General features: G+C 55.9%; 15 protein-coding genes. 9 read left to right on the plus strand and 6 right to left on the minus strand.

Annotated elements, in window-relative coordinates; all coding sequences use genetic code 11:
• On the plus strand, window positions 1-1,089 hold the full coding sequence (locus tag CPJ18_RS22470) for an ornithine cyclodeaminase (RefSeq protein ID WP_077106096.1): 1,089 nt from the start codon (window positions 1-3) through the stop codon (window positions 1,087-1,089).
• Here the strand turns inward: CPJ18_RS22470 and CPJ18_RS22475 are convergent.
• Entirely contained in the window at window positions 1,084-1,968 is an 885-nt protein-coding gene (locus tag CPJ18_RS22475) for a DMT family transporter (RefSeq protein ID WP_077106097.1), read from the minus strand. The genes CPJ18_RS22470 and CPJ18_RS22475 overlap by 6 nt on opposite strands.
• 251 nt (window positions 1,969-2,219) lie before the next feature.
• Here CPJ18_RS22475 and CPJ18_RS22480 point away from each other — a divergent pair, with 251 nt between their 5' ends.
• The 3 genes from CPJ18_RS22480 (at window position 2,220) to CPJ18_RS22490 (ending at window position 5,679) form a co-directional block, all read left to right on the plus strand.
• A complete protein-coding gene (locus CPJ18_RS22480; protein ID WP_077106098.1) occupies window positions 2,220-3,368 on the plus strand; it encodes a mandelate racemase family protein in 1,149 nt (382 codons plus the stop codon).
• 6 nt (window positions 3,369-3,374) lie between these two features.
• Entirely contained in the window at window positions 3,375-4,004 is a 630-nt protein-coding gene (locus tag CPJ18_RS22485) for an SGNH/GDSL hydrolase family protein (RefSeq protein WP_077106099.1), read from the plus strand.
• 76 nt (window positions 4,005-4,080) lie between these two features.
• Window positions 4,081-5,679 carry an ABC transporter substrate-binding protein gene (locus CPJ18_RS22490; RefSeq protein WP_103660079.1) on the plus strand — a complete coding sequence of 533 codons (1,599 nt, stop codon included), beginning with the start codon at window positions 4,081-4,083 and terminating at the stop codon, window positions 5,677-5,679.
• Between the two features lie 78 nt (window positions 5,680-5,757).
• Here the strand turns inward: CPJ18_RS22490 and CPJ18_RS22495 are convergent, their stop codons facing one another.
• The 5 genes from CPJ18_RS22495 to CPJ18_RS22515 form a co-directional block, all read right to left on the minus strand.
• Window positions 5,758-6,585, minus strand: a complete 828-nt coding sequence (locus CPJ18_RS22495) for a sugar phosphate isomerase/epimerase family protein (RefSeq protein WP_077106101.1) — start codon at window positions 6,583-6,585, stop codon at window positions 5,758-5,760.
• Window positions 6,582-8,012 (minus strand): enolase-like domain-containing protein, encoded by a 1,431-nt coding sequence (locus CPJ18_RS22500; RefSeq protein WP_103660080.1) that lies wholly within the window; start codon window positions 8,010-8,012, stop codon window positions 6,582-6,584. The genes CPJ18_RS22495 and CPJ18_RS22500 overlap by 4 nt, the downstream gene beginning before the upstream one ends.
• Before the next feature lies 1 nt (window position 8,013).
• Entirely contained in the window at window positions 8,014-9,177 is a 1,164-nt protein-coding gene (locus tag CPJ18_RS22505; protein ID WP_077106103.1) for a dihydrodipicolinate synthase family protein, read from the minus strand.
• Between the two features lie 10 nt (window positions 9,178-9,187).
• Window positions 9,188-10,330 (minus strand): Gfo/Idh/MocA family protein, encoded by a 1,143-nt coding sequence (locus tag CPJ18_RS22510; protein ID WP_077106104.1) that lies wholly within the window; start codon window positions 10,328-10,330, stop codon window positions 9,188-9,190.
• 244 nt (window positions 10,331-10,574) lie between these two features.
• Window positions 10,575-11,279 (minus strand): TetR/AcrR family transcriptional regulator, encoded by a 705-nt coding sequence (locus CPJ18_RS22515; RefSeq protein ID WP_077106105.1) that lies wholly within the window; start codon window positions 11,277-11,279, stop codon window positions 10,575-10,577.
• Between the two features lie 121 nt (window positions 11,280-11,400).
• Between CPJ18_RS22515 and CPJ18_RS22520 the strand changes: the two genes are divergently transcribed.
• The 5 genes from CPJ18_RS22520 to CPJ18_RS22540 are packed head-to-tail and all read left to right on the plus strand — an operon-like array spanning window position 11,401 to window position 16,610.
• Complete coding sequence (locus CPJ18_RS22520) at window positions 11,401-12,690, plus strand: ABC transporter substrate-binding protein (RefSeq protein WP_077106106.1); 1,290 nt, start codon at window positions 11,401-11,403, stop codon at window positions 12,688-12,690.
• Window positions 12,691-12,696: 6 nt separating this feature from the next.
• Window positions 12,697-13,650 (plus strand): carbohydrate ABC transporter permease, encoded by a 954-nt coding sequence (locus tag CPJ18_RS22525; protein ID WP_077106107.1) that lies wholly within the window; start codon window positions 12,697-12,699, stop codon window positions 13,648-13,650.
• Window positions 13,643-14,518 carry a carbohydrate ABC transporter permease gene (locus CPJ18_RS22530; protein WP_077120126.1) on the plus strand — a complete coding sequence of 292 codons (876 nt, stop codon included), beginning with the start codon at window positions 13,643-13,645 and terminating at the stop codon, window positions 14,516-14,518. Before CPJ18_RS22525 ends, CPJ18_RS22530 begins: the two co-directional genes overlap by 8 nt.
• 18 nt (window positions 14,519-14,536) lie before the next feature.
• Window positions 14,537-15,550 carry a Gfo/Idh/MocA family protein gene (locus tag CPJ18_RS22535; protein WP_103660081.1) on the plus strand — a complete coding sequence of 338 codons (1,014 nt, stop codon included), beginning with the start codon at window positions 14,537-14,539 and terminating at the stop codon, window positions 15,548-15,550.
• Window positions 15,543-16,610, plus strand: coding sequence for a Gfo/Idh/MocA family protein (locus tag CPJ18_RS22540; RefSeq protein ID WP_077120128.1), 1,068 nt, complete (start codon window positions 15,543-15,545; stop codon window positions 16,608-16,610). Before CPJ18_RS22535 ends, CPJ18_RS22540 begins: the two co-directional genes overlap by 8 nt.
• Window positions 16,611-16,627: the final 17 nt, after the last annotated feature.

Genomic DNA, 16,627 nt, shown 5'->3' on the forward strand with positions numbered 1-16,627 from the left:
ATGGCAGCAACACCCAATCTCAACATCGTCCCGTTCATCAGCGTCGATAACATGATGAAGCTAATTTTGACGGTCGGCATGGACACGTTTCTTCGTGAACTCGCCGATACTATCGAAGAGGATTTCCGTCGCTGGGACGCGTTCGACAAGAGGTCGCGCATCGCGTCTCACTCGGAAGAAGGCGTTATAGAATTGATGCCTACAAGTGATGGGAAGCTCTATGGCTTCAAATATGTCAACGGACATCCGAGAAACACGAGGCAGGGCAGGCAGACAGTGACCGCCTTCGGTGTTCTCTCAGATGTTGGCAATGGCTACCCTATGTTGCTGACGGAAATGACGATCCTGACGGCATTGAGGACGGCGGCGACCTCTGCTGTTGCGGCGAAATATCTCGCCCGCAAGGATGCGCGCTCGATGGCCATCATCGGTAACGGTGCGCAGAGCGAATTTCAGGCCCGTGCCTTCAAGGCAATTCTGGGAGTCGATCAACTCCGGCTTTATGACATCGATCCTGCCGCTAGCCTCAAATGCCAAAGAAATTTGAAGGGACAGGGCTTTTCAATAACGATCTGCAAAAGCGCGGAAGAGGCGGTTGAAGGTGCCGATATCATCACGACCGTTACCGCAGATAAACAATACGCCACCATCCTTACAGACAACATGGTTGGTCCCGGGATTCACATCAACGCGGTGGGCGGAGATTGTCCGGGGAAAACCGAACTGCATAGGGACATTCTGCTCCGCTCCGATATTTTCGTTGAGTACCCGCCACAGACCCGTATCGAAGGCGAAATTCAGCAATTGCCACAGGATCATCCCGTGACCCAGCTTTGGCAAGTCATTGCGGGCAGCACGGTTGGGCGAAAAACGGATCGGCAGATTACGCTGTTCGACAGTGTTGGCTTTGCCACCGAAGACTTTTCTGCGCTTCGCTATGTCAGATCGAAGCTTGCCCAAACGGGCCTCTATGAGGAACTGGATTTGCTGGCCGACCCCGACGAGCCGCGCGATCTCTACGGCATGCTGTTGCGGTGTGAGGCCTCGACAAAGGGTTTGTCACCCACCCAGCCTGAAGCGGTATTATAGCCGCTCCAGACGTTTTCTTCGGGCTGCCATTTGCTCCCGCCAGATGGTGAACAAACCTGCCGCGATAACGATTGCTGCCCCGCCGACCATGTGCGGGCTCAATACTTCTCCGTAAAGGCTGACGCCAACAATGGAGACCAGCACGAGTTGGTAGTAGGAGAACGGCTGAACCGAAGCCGCATCGGCAAATTCGAAGGCGCGGATGAGCATATAGTGGCCGCTCATGCCGGTTATGCACAGCGCCAGCATCCAGCCCCAGTCATAAGGCAGCATGTTCACCCAATAAAACGGCCCGACCAGCGTCAAGGCGAAAGCGCCGGGAACACCGGTATAGAAGAAGCTTGTCATCGCCTTGTCCGTGCGGCTGGCGAGCCGTGTCAGCACGCCATAGAGGCCGAGCAGGAAGGCTGCGGCAAATGTGACGATGAGTATCGGGTCGAAGCCGTTTTCATCAGGCTTGAGGATGACGAGGACACCGAGAAAGCCAACGAGAATGGCCGACCAACGCTTCCAACCCACTTGCTCGTTTAAAAGCGGAACGGATAAAGCCGCGACGATCAGCGGTGTGGACGCGAGAATGGAATGGGTGTGAGCCAGCCCGACAGTCGAAAACGATATGATGGAAAGCACGATCTGGACGGCGAGAATGACACCGCGGCTTGCCTGTAGCCAGAACCGGTTTGTTGACACCGCCTGCCGGATGCCACCGTTCGATCTCAACGCGAGAATGATCACGAAAACGGCAAAGGCCCAATACCGCAACATGGTCACGAATATCGGCGGATATGCCGAACCGAGATGTTTCGAGATGCCATCCTGAACGGCGAAAATAGTGAAGGCCGCTAACGCGTAAAGATAACCTACGGACTGAGGAGGCATTGGAAACTCTGAATATGGGCAGACGATGGGCGGAGAGGCCTGAACCTCTTAGACGATTATAGCCGAATGCAAAACCGACAAAGTGGATCATTTCGCTTTGCCGGCATCGATTACTGCCGACCCGCCATCACACCAGAACAGCGCAACATCAAAAAACAACATGTCATACATGTTTGACAATTATTTGAATATCTGTCTAATAAGGGGTGTTATGGATTGCCGTTGGCCGCCGGGCTGCATTGGGAGGACAGATGATTATTACCGACATCGAAGTGCGGGTCTTTAAGACAACAACGCGCCGACATTCCGATAGCGCCGGCCATGCTCATCCTGGTCCTGCGCATCAGGTCGAGCAGGCGATGCTGACGGTCCGCACCGAGGACGGTAAGGAAGGGCATTCCTTTACGGCACCTGAGATCGTCCGGCCCCATGTGATCGAGAAGTTCGTCAAAAAGGTGCTGATCGGCGAGGATCATCGCGACCGTGAACGGCTGTGGCAGGACCTTGCTCACTGGCAGCGCGGCTCTGCCGCCCAGTTGACCGACAGAACCCTGGCAGTCGTTGACTGTGCATTGTGGGATCTGGCGGGTCGTTCGCTCAACCAACCTGTATACAAGTTGATTGGTGGTTATCGCGACAAGGTGCTGGCCTATGGCTCGATCATGTGCGGCGATGAGCTTGAGGGCGGTCTCGCGACGCCGGAAGACTATGGTCGTTTCGCTGAGACGCTGGTCAAGCGCGGCTATAAGGGCATCAAGCTGCACACCTGGATGCCACCTGTCAGTTGGGCTCCTGATGTGAAGATGGACTTGAAGGCCTGCGCCGCCGTTCGCGAAGCGGTCGGTCCGGATATCAGCCTCATGATCGATGCCTTCCACTGGTATTCCCGCACGGATGCGCTGGCCTTGGGTCGCGGTCTTGAAAAGCTCGATTTCGACTGGATCGAGGAGCCGATGGATGAGCAGTCCATGTCATCCTACAAATGGTTGGCCGATAATCTCGACATTCCCGTTGTTGGTCCGGAAAGCGCTGCTGGTAAGCACTGGCACCGCGCTGAGTGGCTGAAGGCGGGTGCCTGCGATATTCTCAGAACCGGCGTCAACGATGTCGGCGGCATCACGCCCGCTTTGAAGACCATGCATTTGGCCGAAGCCTTTGGCGTGGAGTGCGAGGTCCACGGCAATACGGCCATGAACCTGCATGTGGTTGCAGCGACGAAAAACTGCCGCTGGTATGAGCGCGGCTTGCTGCACCCCTTCCTAGAGTATGATGTCGGCTTCGATTATTTGAAGTCACTGTCCGACCCGATGGATAAGGATGGCTTTGTGCATGTTCCGGATCGCCCCGGTCTTGGTGAGGACATAGACTTCAACTTCATCGAGAACAACCGCGTAAGGTAAGTTGAGATGAAAACCATACTTGCATTTGGCGATAGCCTGACATGGGGCGCAGACCCGACGACCGGACTGCGCCATCCGCCGCAATATCGGTGGCCGGAGGTGCTGGAAGCCGAGCTTGCAGGTGAGGCGAAGGTTCTGGCGGAAGGCTTGGGCGGGCGCACCACGTGTTATGACGACCATGCTGGCCCGGCCTGCCGCAACGGTGCAAAAGCTTTGGAAGTTGCGTTAGCCAGCCACATGCCGCTCGATCTGGTCATCATCATGCTGGGGACGAACGATCTGAAGCCCGTTCACGGTGGACAAGCTGAAACGGCAGTATCAGGCATGCGACGCTTGGCGCAGATCGTGGAGACTTTTCCCTACAAGCCGCGCTCAGCGCTGCCGAAAGTGCTTATCGTTGCGCCGCCGCCATGTGTTGCAGGGCCCGCCGGTGCGCCAGCGGCGGGTCGTAGAATTGCCGAATCCGAACGCTTGGCACCGCTTTACGAGAAGCTTGCCGGTGAAACCACCTGCGCATTTTTCGATGCGGGTACCGTTGCGCGCGCGTCATCGGTCGATGGCGTTCATCTCGACGCCGAGACAACCGCAAGAATAGGGCGGGCGCTCGTTGCACCCGTTCGCGCCGTTTTGTGCTGATCAGCATCGCCGCAGAGGAGTGTGGCCTGATCGAAATTTGAACGCCGTCATGAAACACGGCTCATTGGGAGGAAACATGAGACAGTTTTTTACAACAGTAGCGCTCGGTGCCTTATTGATTGGTGCCATGCCGCTGACGTCTCTGGCCGAAACGCCGAAGGATCAGCTGGTCGTCGCAACGACCATGAGCAACATTCTGACGCTCGACCCTGCCGCGATCACGGGTCGCGAGACCGTTCAGGTTCTGAACAATGTCTATGACACGCTGGTCATCCTGTCGGAGAAAGACCGCAGCATTCAGCCACGTATTGCCGAGCGTTGGGAGATTGCCGAAGACCGCAACTCCATCACGTTTCATCTGCGCAAGGACGCAAAATTCGCGTCCGGCAATCCCGTAACGGCCAATGATGTCGTCTGGAGCCTGAAACGCGTCCTGTCGCGCAATCTCGCACAATCGTCTTTCCTCAAGACCCGCGGTTACAAGGTCGAGGATGCGGACAAGCTGTTCGTTGCCAAGGACGAGTACACATTCGTTCTCAACCTGCCAAAGCCTGATGACCCGAACCTGTTGCTGATGATCCTTGGTCAAAACGGACCGGGTTCCATCATTGACAGCAAAGCCGTGCTGGAACACGAAAAAGACGGAGATCTCGGCGCTGGTTGGCTGACATTGAATTCTGCAGGCTCCGGCCCCTTCAAACTGGGGAAATGGAAATCAAACGAATTCATCATTCTAACCCGTAACGACGATTACTGGGGCGAAAAGCCTGCGATGAAACGGGTTTTGATGCGCCATCTGCCGGAGTCGCAGTCGCAGCGCCTCATGCTCGAAAAGGGTGACATCGATGTCGCCTATTCCTTGCAGGCACCCGATTTGAGGTCGCTTGAGGCGGACAAAGACATCGCGATAGAATCCACACCTGGTTCGGGCTTTTATTATCTGGGCGTTTCGATGAAAGACGAGCGTTTCGCCAATAAAAAGGTCCGCGAGGCGCTCCGCTATCTCATCGATTACGAAGGTTTGGATAAGGCCGTGATGCCCTATTACGGCAAGCTTCACCAGCGTCCGATCAGCACCGGTGTTCTGGGCGCTCTGCCGGATGAAGGTTTCAAGCTCGATGTACCGAAAGCTAAGGCATTGCTCGCCGAGGCCGGATATCCCAATGGCTTCAAAACGACTCTGCGCGTGCTCTCCGAAGATCCCTTCATGAAGGCCGCGACCGCGATCCAGAACACGCTGGGCCAAGCTGGCATTCAGGCTGAACTCATCAGTGGTTCCGGCGACCAAATTTACGGCGCAATGCGCGAGCGCAAGTTCGAGTTGCTCGTTGGTCGTGGCGGCGGTGGTCAGCAGCCGCACCCGGACAACAATCTACGCGCCATGGTCTATAATCCGAACAATGCCGACGAGGCAAAGCTCACCAATTATCAGGGCTGGCGCACGAGCTTTTTCGATGAAAAGCTCAACACCATGATCGAGCAGGCGCTGGTAGAGCGCGACACTGCCAAGCAGGCCAAGGCTTACGCAGACATTCAAGCCTATATGGATGAGCTGGTCATTTCGATCCAGCCATTCTCGGAAGTGGTCGATACGGCGGCTTATCGCAGCGATGTCGAAGGCATGATCGTAAGCCCCTGGTATTCGCGTTTCGAAGTTGTGACCAAGGAGCGGTGATCGCTTCAGAGCGATGAAGCAAAACAAAGGGCGCGTAGTTTACGCGCCCTTTTTAATGTTGTCCGGTGGAAGCTTAATTTATGGCTGACAAACAGTCTGGAAGCGTTCGACTACTGTCGACAGCACCTCATCGATAGGCCGCGCATTCCAATTGTAGGAGAATATCTCCACCTCTTGGGGGCCGAAAAAGCCAGCTTGTTCGATCATCCGGCGGAAGCCCCTGAGATCGATGACGCCGTCGCCCATCATGCCGCGATCATTGAGGGGGTCCGTCGTCGGCACCAGCCAGTCGCAGATGTGATGAGCAAATATCTGGCCATTGCGACCGGCCCGGGCAACCTGCTCTTCCAGCTCCGGGTCCCACCATACGTGATAGACATCGATCGCAACGCCGGTGCCTTCACCCAATTTATCGCACAGGTCGAGCGATTGCTTCAGCGTGTTGAAGCAGGCGCGATCTGCTGCATAGAACGGATGCAGTGGTTCTATGGCGAGTGGAATGCCAGCCTGTCTGGCATAGGGCAGAAGCTCTGCCATGCCGTCTTCCACCATCTGCCGCGCGCCTTTGATGTCTTTTGATCCGGCTGGCAAGCCACCGACCACCAGCACAAGGCAATCGGCATTCAAGGCTTGGGCCTCATCCACTGCGCGCTTGTTGTCCTCGATGGCGTTGCGGCGTCCTTCCGCGTCTGGTGCGGGAAAAAATCCACCACGACAATGTCCGCTGAGGCGAATGCCATTTTGTGCCACGATGCGCGCCGCTTCTTCCAGACCTACGCCATGTACCTGGTCTCGCCAGGGGGAGATGGTGGTGATGCCCTGTGCGAGGCAGGCATCCACCAGCGTGCCGAATGATCCGCCCTGTTTGATAGTGGCGAAATTGATGGAAAGACCTTCAAGGCTCATGCGGCATTCTCCTTTTCTTGAAGGGTCTGAAATGTTGCCTGAGCAGCGGCTTGCGCGGCGCCAAGGCCCTTGGCTGCCAGAATTGTATCGAGCGAAAGCTGGCCGTTCTGCATAGTTAAACGCGCACGCCCTTGGTGATCGCGGTAGAGATCGCCATGGGCGGAAAGCCACGCGGCATCCTCCGAGGCCGATGCGCCCTGCATTCCATCGACATAATGGTGCCCGTTGCGCTCGATGTGTCCGAGGTTGAGAAGCGATGCCAGTGCCAGATCCTGCTGCACGGCAATGCCCGCCTGCGTCGTCAAATCTTCGGCCGACATGAAATAGCCGCCACCCGTTTCCGCATTCCATTTCTCCACCCGCATCTTGTTGAGAAACGAGCGATAAAACCCTTTGCAGGATTTGGAGGAGACGCCGAGATAGCCCTGTTCGCGCGCCTCTAGAAACGCATCCTTGGTGCCGTCGGACTCATCGATTTCCAGCGCCACCCGCTTAGCCAGCGTCTTGACCGGCTGGGATAGCGCCATTGTACGAATGATCGGCTGCTCCACAAAAAGCAGCGATTGCCGCAGCCTTGCGAGCGCGGGCTCTTTCTCGATGCGGTCCATCAGATCGATGACGGCGGCTTCATCAGCAAATTGCTCGTTGCCATCCAGTGTGGCTTTGTAACCCGGCAATCGATCGAGGACAGCGGCGATATCCTTCAATCGCTCCGTATCTTCCTGCGGCCTACCGGAGACTTTCAGTTTGAAATACTGAATGCCGTAGGTCTCTATCTCTTCTCTCAGGCACTCGGGCAGGCCATCATCGCGACGAGGTCCGTTTATCTCTTGCGGGGTCAGCGGATCGATGTAACCGACGGTGTGGCGCAGATAGAGCGTCTTGTGTGGTATCACCTGTTTTAGAAAACCGGCAACGTCGAAACCATCGAGATCGGGTGTGGTCGATAGGTCCATGGCTGGCAGATTGGATCTGATAACATCCACCAGAGGCAGAGCATGCAGCCTGCAAAGCGCATCCAGAATGGCGCGGTCCACAAGTGCGAGGCCGAAGGATGCGATTAGCCCATTGAGGCCTTCTGATGCTGCCTGGGCATGGTGTTGTGGTTCGAGCCCTGCGTGCAGCCCAAAGGCTGTGGAAGCCGGCGCTTCTTTCGAAAGTGCCACTGCCAAATGCACAGAGCGGCGTAGCTGCTGTTCATTGTCAGCATTGCTGAGCGCAGGGTTCTTGTCGAACCATTTCGGCACCATCAGCTCTGCTGAATAGCCAGTGGCGATCCGTCCCTGTGCATCCTCGACGTCGAGTGATAGGAAAATCTGCGCGGCTTCGGTCACTGTTGCCGCCCCGAAACGGAACGGCATCCGCATTGTGAAGCGACGCTCGAAAATCGAGGCATCCTTGACCTTTAATAGAGGAGCCTCAGCCATCTCAATGCACACCTCTGACCGAGAGAATCGCCTTCATGCGCCGCGCGGCATCATCCGGGTCAGCAAGCACATTTGCCTTGTCCGCCAGTCGGAAAAGCTCGGCAAGATGCAAAGTGGAGCGCGTGCTTTCCTGCCCACCGATCATGGTGAAATGCTCCTGCAACCCGTTGAGATAGGCCAGAAACACGACGCCGGTTTTGTAGAATCGGGTAGGGGCTTTGAAGATGTGGCGCGATAGGGCCACGGTCGGTTCGAGAATATCGAAGAATTCGTTGTTCGCCCCGCTTTTCAAACTTGCCAAAGCCTTGGACGCTGCCGGAGCAATTGCGTCGAAAATGCCGAGCAGGGCATCGGAATGTCCGTGTTCATCACCCGCGATCAGTTCCGCATAATTGAAGTCATCGCCCGTATACATGCGAACCCCTGCCGGAAGGCGGCGGCGCATCGTGATTTCCTTTTCCTTGGACAGGAGAGAAATCTTGATACCGTCGATCTTGTCGGCATTGGCTTTGAGCATATCAAGGCAGGTGTCCATGGCCGCCATATGGTCACTGGCACCCCAATAGCCTTCGAGCGCGGGATCGAACATTTCGCCGAGCCAGTGAATGACGACTTTCTCCTTGGCCTGCGCAAGCACGCGGGCGTAGGTTTCCAGATAATCATCGGGCGATTTCGCACTGGCGGCCAATGCTCGGCTCGCCATTAGGATCACGCGCCCGCCTTCGCCCTGCACGAAATCCAGCTGCTCTTGGTAGGCATCGACAATCTGATCGAGGCTATAACCGGTGCCGGTCAGGTGATCGGTCCCCACGCCGCAAGCGATCAGCGCATCTTGTCGTGTTGCGGCTTCCTTCAAGGCTCTGGAGATCAATTCCTGCGCCTGCGGCCATGCTAGCCCCATGCCGCGTTGAGCCGTGTCCATCGCTTCTGCGACGCCCAAACCCAGATCCCACAACCGATGCCGGAAGCGAAGCGTGGCGTCCCAGTCAATGGCTGGTGTCAGCCACGGGTCATTATCTGCAAACGGATCGGCCACCACATGGGCTGCGGCAAAGGCAATGCGATTGAAATCAGCAGCACTGCGTTTTTCCAAAGCAATCGGTGTTCCGCTGAGCGTGTAAAGCTCAATCGAGCGATCTTCTCTGGGCAGGTTGAGTTGGGTCATTTGAGCCTCCTCAAGCTATGGCGGGAACGTCGAGCCAGCGGCGCTCCTTCCAGGATCTCAGACCGAGTTCGGCAAGCTGCACACCCTTGACGCCTTCCATCAGCCCATAAGGCCACGGGTCGTTGTCGACCAGATGCCGCACAAACATCTCCCACTGCGCCTTGAAGCCGTTGTCGTAAACCACGTTATCTGGCACTTCCTGCCAGGTTTTGTAGAAATCGATGGTTTGCGGCTGGTCCGGGTTCCAGACTGGTTTTGGCGTGTTGGTACGATGCTGCGTGAAGCACTTCGTCAGGCCAGCAACGGCAGATCCATGGGTGCCATCCACCTGAAATGTTACGAGATCATCGCGACGTACGCGCACAGCCCAAGAAGAATTGATGTGGGCAATGACGCCGCCTTCGAGTTGGAATGTCGCATAGGCGGCATCATCCGCGTCGGCGACGTAAGCGTTGCCCTGTTCATCGAAACGCTGGGGAATATGGGTTGCGCCAATGCAGCTGACGGCTTTGACCTCGCCGAACAGGTTGTCCAGCACGTAACGCCAATGGCACAGCATATCGAGAATGATGCCGCCGCCGTCCTTGTTGCGATAGTTCCAGGAGGGGCGCTGGGCTGGTTGCCAGTCGCCTTCGAAAACCCAATAGCCGAACTCGCCTCTTACGGAAAGAATTTTGCCGAAGAAGCCGCTGTCGCGCAGCATGGCAAGCTTGCGAAGGCCGGGGAGGAAAAGCTTGTCCTGCACCACGCCGTGTTTGATGCCAGCATTTTCGGCCAGCTTTGCAACGGCGATTGCCTCTTCCATATTATCGGAAATGGGCTTTTCGCAGTATACGTTCTTGCCGGCCTTGATTGCCTTGGTCAGCAGGCTGCCACGCATTTGGGTCGTGCCAGCGTCGAAAAACAGCGTATCGTCAGGGTTGGCAAGCGCCGCATCGATGTCCGTCGTCCAGCGGGCGACATTGTGCTTTTTGGCAATCGCTTCGATTTTCTCTCCGTTGCGGCCCACCAGAATCGGATCAAGCATGACCTTCTCGCCGCTTTTGAGGCTCACGCCACCCTGATCGCGGATCGCCAGAACGGAGCGAACGAGATGCTGATTATATCCCATACGGCCGGTAATGCCGTGCATGATGACGCCGATACGTTGCATGAAATTTCCTCCCAAAGCGCCTCACTCCCGTCAAGGCACGATCTCCTGGTTTCTATTTTGTAACCATTTAGTTATTTGTGGCCGTGAAACGCCGTTTCTGTCAAGACGTTTTTGATGTGAAAAATCGCGATGGAGTTCATGTGTCCATCAGCTTTATCGACGCATCCTGTGTCGCGATCATGAGGGCTTTCGCATCTGCGAAGATGCGGGCAATTGTTCTTGTTGGATAATTTGGCGCAGGCATTCAAAATGGCCGCAGTGCAGCAATAACCGTGTTGACGATGTGCTGGCCCCAACGCTCCAGTTCAGCGGGCGCTACGAGATCGCGCTGGAAGATCGTGGAAAGCGTAAAGCGGTTGGACAGATAAAAAAATCCGAGCGAGGCGATGGTTAGATAGACATCGACGGGGTCCAGTCCGGAACGAAAATCCCCCGTTTTCTCGCCACGCAGCAATACGTCCTTTAATTCCGAAATAAAGTTGGAATGCATCTCCGGAATGCTTGTTGATTGGCGCAAGTATCTGGCCTGATTGATATTTTCCGTCGCCAGAATGCTGAGAAACTCCGGGTGATCGAGAAAATAATGCCAGGTGAACAGGGCAAGTTCCCGCAATCCTTCCACGGGCGGTTTGCGGGTTAAATCCAACCGATGCTCCGCGTTGCGGATGTGTTGATAGGCATCTTCCAGCACGGCCAGATAGAGCGCATCCTTATCGCCGAAGTAGTGATAAATCATTCGCTTGTTGGTGCCAGCACGTCTCGCCACAACATCGATGCGCGCACCGGCAAGGCCCTTGGCCGCGACTTCGCGGCGGGCTGCTTCGAGAATAGCCGCACGGGTTCGCTCAGGATTTCGAGATTGGGTCGCCGGTTTTTTGCGGGTTGCCACCGTCTTTTTTTCGGCCGGATCGCCCGTTTTCTCGAAAACGGTTTTGTTGGTGTCATCCATCTTTATTGGCCGCTTGACAATGGTGTTGATCAGTGTTCCCATGTAACCAGATAGTTATAAAACGGCAAGCGCTGTTTACCAACATCATTCAATTTGGCAGTCAATTAGGGAGGAGTTGCCAATGTCCATGATGCTTCAAAGACGTGCGGTTTTGACCGCGGGTCTAGCTGCACTTTCGCTCGCAACAGTGGGTGGAGGGTCAGCATTTGCGCAGGCGGCGCGTATTCGCTTGCTCTGGTGGGGATCGCAAGAGCGTGCCGATCGCACGAACAAGGCGATAGCGGCGTTTAAACAGGTCAAGCCCGACCTCGACATAGCCGGTGAGTTTGCTGGCTGGTCGGATTATTGGCCGCGTCTTGCAACACAAGTGGCCGGTCGCAATGCGCCCGACCTGATCCAGATGGATTACCGCTATATTTTCGAATACGCCCGACGCGGGGCTCTTGCGCCGCTGGATGAATATCTGGGCAAGGGCTTGAAGATCGATGATTTCGGCGCTCCGAATATCGATTCTGGTCGAGTGGATGGTAAGCTTTACGGCATCAACCTTGGCGTAAATTCCAGCGCCGTCTTCTTTGATGCGGCAGGCTGGGAAAAAACCGGCGCAAAGCCACCATCCGCTGGGCAAACCTGGGAGGAATTTGCCAAGAGTGCGGCTGAATTCGGCAAGAACAAGCCAAAGCCCGGCTATTACGCCACAGCAGACGCCAGCGGCGTCGAGCCCAGCTTCGAAAACTGGCTAAGACAGAGCAAAAAGTCTCTGTTTAGTGAAGACGGGGCACTTGGTTACGACGCAAAGGACGCAACGCAATGGTTCGCGATGTGGGCCGATATGCGTGCAGCCGGTGCCTGCGTACCTGCCGACATTCAGGCGCTTGACCAGCTGAGCATCGAAACCAACCCATTGACAACCGGCAAGGCAGCAACTGCCTTTGCACACTCCAACCAGTTCGTCGGTTATCAGGCTGTCAATAAAGCGAAGCTCTCCATAACGTCCTATCCGAAAGTGTCCAAAGACACGCCATCCGGCCATTATCTGAAGCCTTCGATGCTGATGAGTGTGGCAAATGGCAGCGCGGGTATCGCAGCGGCGGTTGATTTCATTAACTTCCTCGTTGCAGTCCCTGAAGGTGTGGATATCCTCGGTGTCGAGCGCGGGGTTCCAGCATCCGCTTCCATGCGCGATCAGCTTAGCCCCAAGCTCAACGATGTCAGCAAGGCGATGGTCGAATATATCGCTGAAGTCACGCCGGGAGTTGGGCCGTTGCCGCCAGCACCACCTCCGGGTGCCGGGGAGTTTGCCTTCGTTCTCAAGCGTACCTCCGAAGAGGTCGCTTTCGGCAAGATCACGCCGGAACAGGGCGGCGAAAAACTCGTCAAAGAAGCGGAAACCGTCATCAAGCGGAAGTAAACATCCATGACGTTCCAATCCGATACGACCCACAGGGAGGGCCGCTCAGCGGCTCTCCCAAGGCAAGGCCGACTGCGTAAGGTTTTTGACCGCAACGTCCACGCCTATGTCTTCCTGCTGCCTTGGCTGATCGGCTTTTTCGGGCTGACGCTCGGGCCAGCGCTGGCTTCGCTGTACCTGTCCTTTACGAATTACGATCTGCTGCAATCGCCGGACTGGGTGGGTGCATCCAACTATGTGCGCATCGCGACGGCAGATCCGAAATTCGCGGCGGCTATGAGGGTCACGTTCACATATGTCATTCTGTCCGTACCGTTAAAGCTGATGTTCGCGCTCATGGTTGCCATGGCGTTCAATCGCGGCATCAAAGGGCTGACGATGTATCGAGCAGTCTTTTATCTGCCGTCGCTGCTGGGCTCGAGCGTTGCCATTGCGGTGTTGTGGCGTCAGCTTTTTGCGTCGGACGGTCTGGTCAACATGGTGCTGTGGCAACTGTTTGGTTACGAAGGGCCGAGCTGGATATCAAATCCCAATTACTCCATCTACACGCTGGTCATTCTGTCTGTATGGCAGTTCGGCTCGCCGATGATCATCTTCCTTGCCGGTCTTCGCCAGATTCCGCAGGATATGTATGAGGCTGCCGATATGGATGGGGCAGGCAAGGCGCGTCAGTTCTTCCGCATCACGCTGCCATTGTTGACGCCGGTGATATTCTTCAACGCCGTGATCCAGACAATCGATGCCTTCAAGGCGTTCACCCCTGCCTTCATCATTTCCGATGGCTCCGGCGGACCGATCAACTCGACGCTGTTTTACACGCTCTATCTCTATCAGGAAGCTTTCGGTTTCTTCCGCATGGGCTATGCCTCGGCCCTGGCGTGGATATTGGTCATCATCATTTCGCTCTTCACGGCCTTTTCGTTTCTGAGCGCACGTTATTGGGTACATTACGATGACTGATGCCGTTACCTCTTTACGCCCCGGTCAGGGGGGCAACCGCCCGCTTTGGAAATCTGCGCTACTGCACTTGGTGCTGATCGCAGCCTCCATCGCGATGATGTATCCGATCCTGTGGATGATATCGGGGTCGTTTCGCCCGCAGGATGAGCTGTTCGGCTCATCGTCTCTTATCCCCTCTGCACTCGATCTGGGCGGATATATTCGCGGCTGGACCGGCCTTCAGGTGTCGTTCGGCAAGTTCTTTTGGAACTCGTTCTTCATCGCGGTGCTTGCCACGATCGGCAACGTGGCCGGTTGTTCGCTCGCGGCATTTGCCTTCGCGCGGCTTCGTTTTGGCGGACGGAATTTCTGGTTTGCACTGATGCTGGGTACGCTGATGCTGCCCTATCATGTGGTGCTTATCCCGCAATATATCCTGTTTCTAGAGATGGGCTGGGTCAATACGTCTCTGCCTCTGATCGTTCCGAAGTATCTCGCCACGGATGCCTTTTTCATCTTCCTGATGGTGCAGTTCTTCCGCGGCATTCCGCGTGAGCTGGATGAGGCGGCGGTAATGGATGGGTGCAGTCCCTTCCGTATTTACTGGAAGATCATGCTGCCGCTGTCATCCCCGGTGCTGGCGACGGCTGCCATCTTTTCCTTCATCTGGACTTGGGATGATTTCTTCGGGCCGCTGATCTACCTCAATGATATCAACACCTACACCGTGCAACTGGGCCTTCGATCTTTCGTGGACAGCACCGGTAGTTCGGACTGGACAGCCCTGTTTGCCATGTCCAACCTCTCGCTTGTTCCCGTTTTTCTCTTTTTCCTTTTCTTCCAGCGCCTCCTCATCGAGGGCATCGCCACAACAGGCATGAAACGCTGAAACACCAAGGCATGGACAATGAAATCCGTTCGATTTGCAACAATCGGTATCAACCACAATCACATCTTTGGGCAGACCAACTGCCTGTTGAATGCAGGCGCTGAGCTGGTCGGCTTTCATGCCATCGAGGATGATTTGGCGAATGAATATGCCGAAGCGTTTTCCGGCGTTGAGCGTATCGACGATAAACGTCGGCTGCTGGACGATCCTTCCATCGACCTCATCATAACCGCTGCCATTCCAGATGAGCGTGCGCCGCTGGCCATCGAGGCCATGCGGGCCGGCAAGGACGTGATGACTGATAAGCCAGGCATGGTCACGTTTGCCCAGCTGGAAGAGGTCAAAAAAGTTCAGGCTGAAACCGGACGCATATTTTCGGTGCTCTACTCGGAGCATTTCGAAAATCGCGCTACGGTGAAGGCGGGCGAACTGATTGCGGCGGGCGCAATTGGCAAGGTCGTTTCGACGGCCGGTTTCGGACCGCACCGTCTGCGGGCTTCGACCAGGCCGGACTGGTTTTTTGAGCGCGCCCGATACGGCGGCATTCTGGTCGATATTGCGTCGCATCAGTGTGAGCAGTTCCTGTTTTTCACAAATTCGGACAAGGCAGATATCCTGTCAGCCAAAGTCTCGAACCGTGGGAACCCGCAATTGCCAGGCTTGCAGGACAGCGGCGATATTCATCTCTGCACGAAGGATGCCGATGGCTTTATCCGAGTCGACTGGTTCACGCCGGATGGTCTGCCGAGCTGGGGTGACGGGCGGCTTTTCATCACCGGTACGGAAGGTGCAATAGAGATTCGAAAAAATGTCGACATCGCGGGAAGGGATGGCGGCAATCACCTGTTCCTGACTGACAAAAAAGGTGTGCAGCATATCGATTGTGCCGACGTGGCGCTGCGCTATGGGCCACAGCTTCTTTCTGACATTCGCAACCGCACCGAAACGGCCATGCCGCAGGCACGCTGTTTTGCAGCCATGGAAATCGCTCTGAAAGCCCAGCAGATTGCGGAGGGTCGTCAGCATGACTAAACGATACAAAGTCGGCATCATCGGCTGCGGCATTGGCAGGTCCCACATCTCCGAGGGATATGCGATGCACCCGGATAAATATGAGGTCGCCGTTCTCTGCGATCTCGACGCGGTGCGGTTAAATGCTGTTGCGGATGAGTTCAGTGTGCCATGCCGTATCACATCATCTGACGAGTTGATGGAAATGCCCGATATCGACATCATCGATATTTGCACGCCGCCTGCCATCCACACCAAGCTCATCCTTCAGGCACTTGCTGCTGGAAAACACGTCGTGTGCGAAAAGCCGCTGACAGGCTCGCTTGCAGAACTTGACGAGGTGGTCTCTGCCGAGCAGACGGCGAAGGGCATGTTGATGCCGATCTATCAGTATCGTTATGGGGACGGCGTCCAGCAGGCGCGTCGCATTATCGAGAGCGGTCTGGCGGGTAAGCCCTATGTCGCTACGGCGGAAACGTTGTGGAAGCGGGATGCTGCCTATTATGACAATCCATGGCGTGGACGCTGGGCGACGGAACTTGGCGGCGTGTTGATGACCCACGCCATCCACCTTCATGACATGATGACCTATCTGATGGGCCCCATCGACCGCGTCTTTGCCCGTGCAGCGACGCGGGTCAATTCAATCGAAGTTGAGGATTGCGTCTCGGCCAGCCTTCTGATGAAAAACGGCGCTTTGGTCTCGTTGACCGCGACGCTGGGCTCTCAGGAAGAAATCAGCCGTTTACGGTTGGCTTTTGAGAATGTGACGTTCGAGAGCAATCACGCGGCTTATTCGCCGGGCGACGGACCATGGCGCATCATCCCTGCCAATGAAGAGATTGGCAACAAGATCGACGCGTTGCTGAGTGACATGCCAACCGTTGGTCGCCGCTTCAACGGACAGATGGAAGCCTTTTATCACACGTTGGAAAAGGGCGAAAAACCGCCTGTGACAACTTCGGACGCGCGGGGTTCGCTGGAGCTTGTCGCCGCGATTTATCACTCGAACGATATCAATGCGGACGTAGCCCTGCCGATTACGAAGGGCCACCCGAAGTACATTAGCTGGCGACCATAGGTCTGTCGGGAGGAACG

The organism is Agrobacterium rosae, from assembly GCF_002915175.1.
GTDB classification, from domain to species: domain Bacteria; phylum Pseudomonadota; class Alphaproteobacteria; order Rhizobiales; family Rhizobiaceae; genus Agrobacterium; species Agrobacterium rosae.

Coding starts and splice junctions, on each gene's coding strand:
- CPJ18_RS22470 (WP_077106096.1), top strand. CDS start 1: ATGGCAGCAACACCCAATCTCAACATCGTCCCGTTCATCAGCGTCGAT.
- CPJ18_RS22475 (WP_077106097.1), bottom strand. CDS start 1,968: ATGCCTCCTCAGTCCGTAGGTTATCTTTACGCGTTAGCGGCCTTCACT.
- CPJ18_RS22480 (WP_077106098.1), top strand. CDS start 2,220: ATGATTATTACCGACATCGAAGTGCGGGTCTTTAAGACAACAACGCGC.
- CPJ18_RS22485 (WP_077106099.1), top strand. CDS start 3,375: ATGAAAACCATACTTGCATTTGGCGATAGCCTGACATGGGGCGCAGAC.
- CPJ18_RS22490 (WP_103660079.1), top strand. CDS start 4,081: ATGAGACAGTTTTTTACAACAGTAGCGCTCGGTGCCTTATTGATTGGT.
- CPJ18_RS22495 (WP_077106101.1), bottom strand. CDS start 6,585: ATGAGCCTTGAAGGTCTTTCCATCAATTTCGCCACTATCAAACAGGGC.
- CPJ18_RS22500 (WP_103660080.1), bottom strand. CDS start 8,012: ATGGCTGAGGCTCCTCTATTAAAGGTCAAGGATGCCTCGATTTTCGAG.
- CPJ18_RS22505 (WP_077106103.1), bottom strand. CDS start 9,177: ATGACCCAACTCAACCTGCCCAGAGAAGATCGCTCGATTGAGCTTTAC.
- CPJ18_RS22510 (WP_077106104.1), bottom strand. CDS start 10,330: ATGCAACGTATCGGCGTCATCATGCACGGCATTACCGGCCGTATGGGA.
- CPJ18_RS22515 (WP_077106105.1), bottom strand. CDS start 11,279: ATGGATGACACCAACAAAACCGTTTTCGAGAAAACGGGCGATCCGGCC.
- CPJ18_RS22520 (WP_077106106.1), top strand. CDS start 11,401: ATGTCCATGATGCTTCAAAGACGTGCGGTTTTGACCGCGGGTCTAGCT.
- CPJ18_RS22525 (WP_077106107.1), top strand. CDS start 12,697: ATGACGTTCCAATCCGATACGACCCACAGGGAGGGCCGCTCAGCGGCT.
- CPJ18_RS22530 (WP_077120126.1), top strand. CDS start 13,643: ATGACTGATGCCGTTACCTCTTTACGCCCCGGTCAGGGGGGCAACCGC.
- CPJ18_RS22535 (WP_103660081.1), top strand. CDS start 14,537: ATGAAATCCGTTCGATTTGCAACAATCGGTATCAACCACAATCACATC.
- CPJ18_RS22540 (WP_077120128.1), top strand. CDS start 15,543: ATGACTAAACGATACAAAGTCGGCATCATCGGCTGCGGCATTGGCAGG.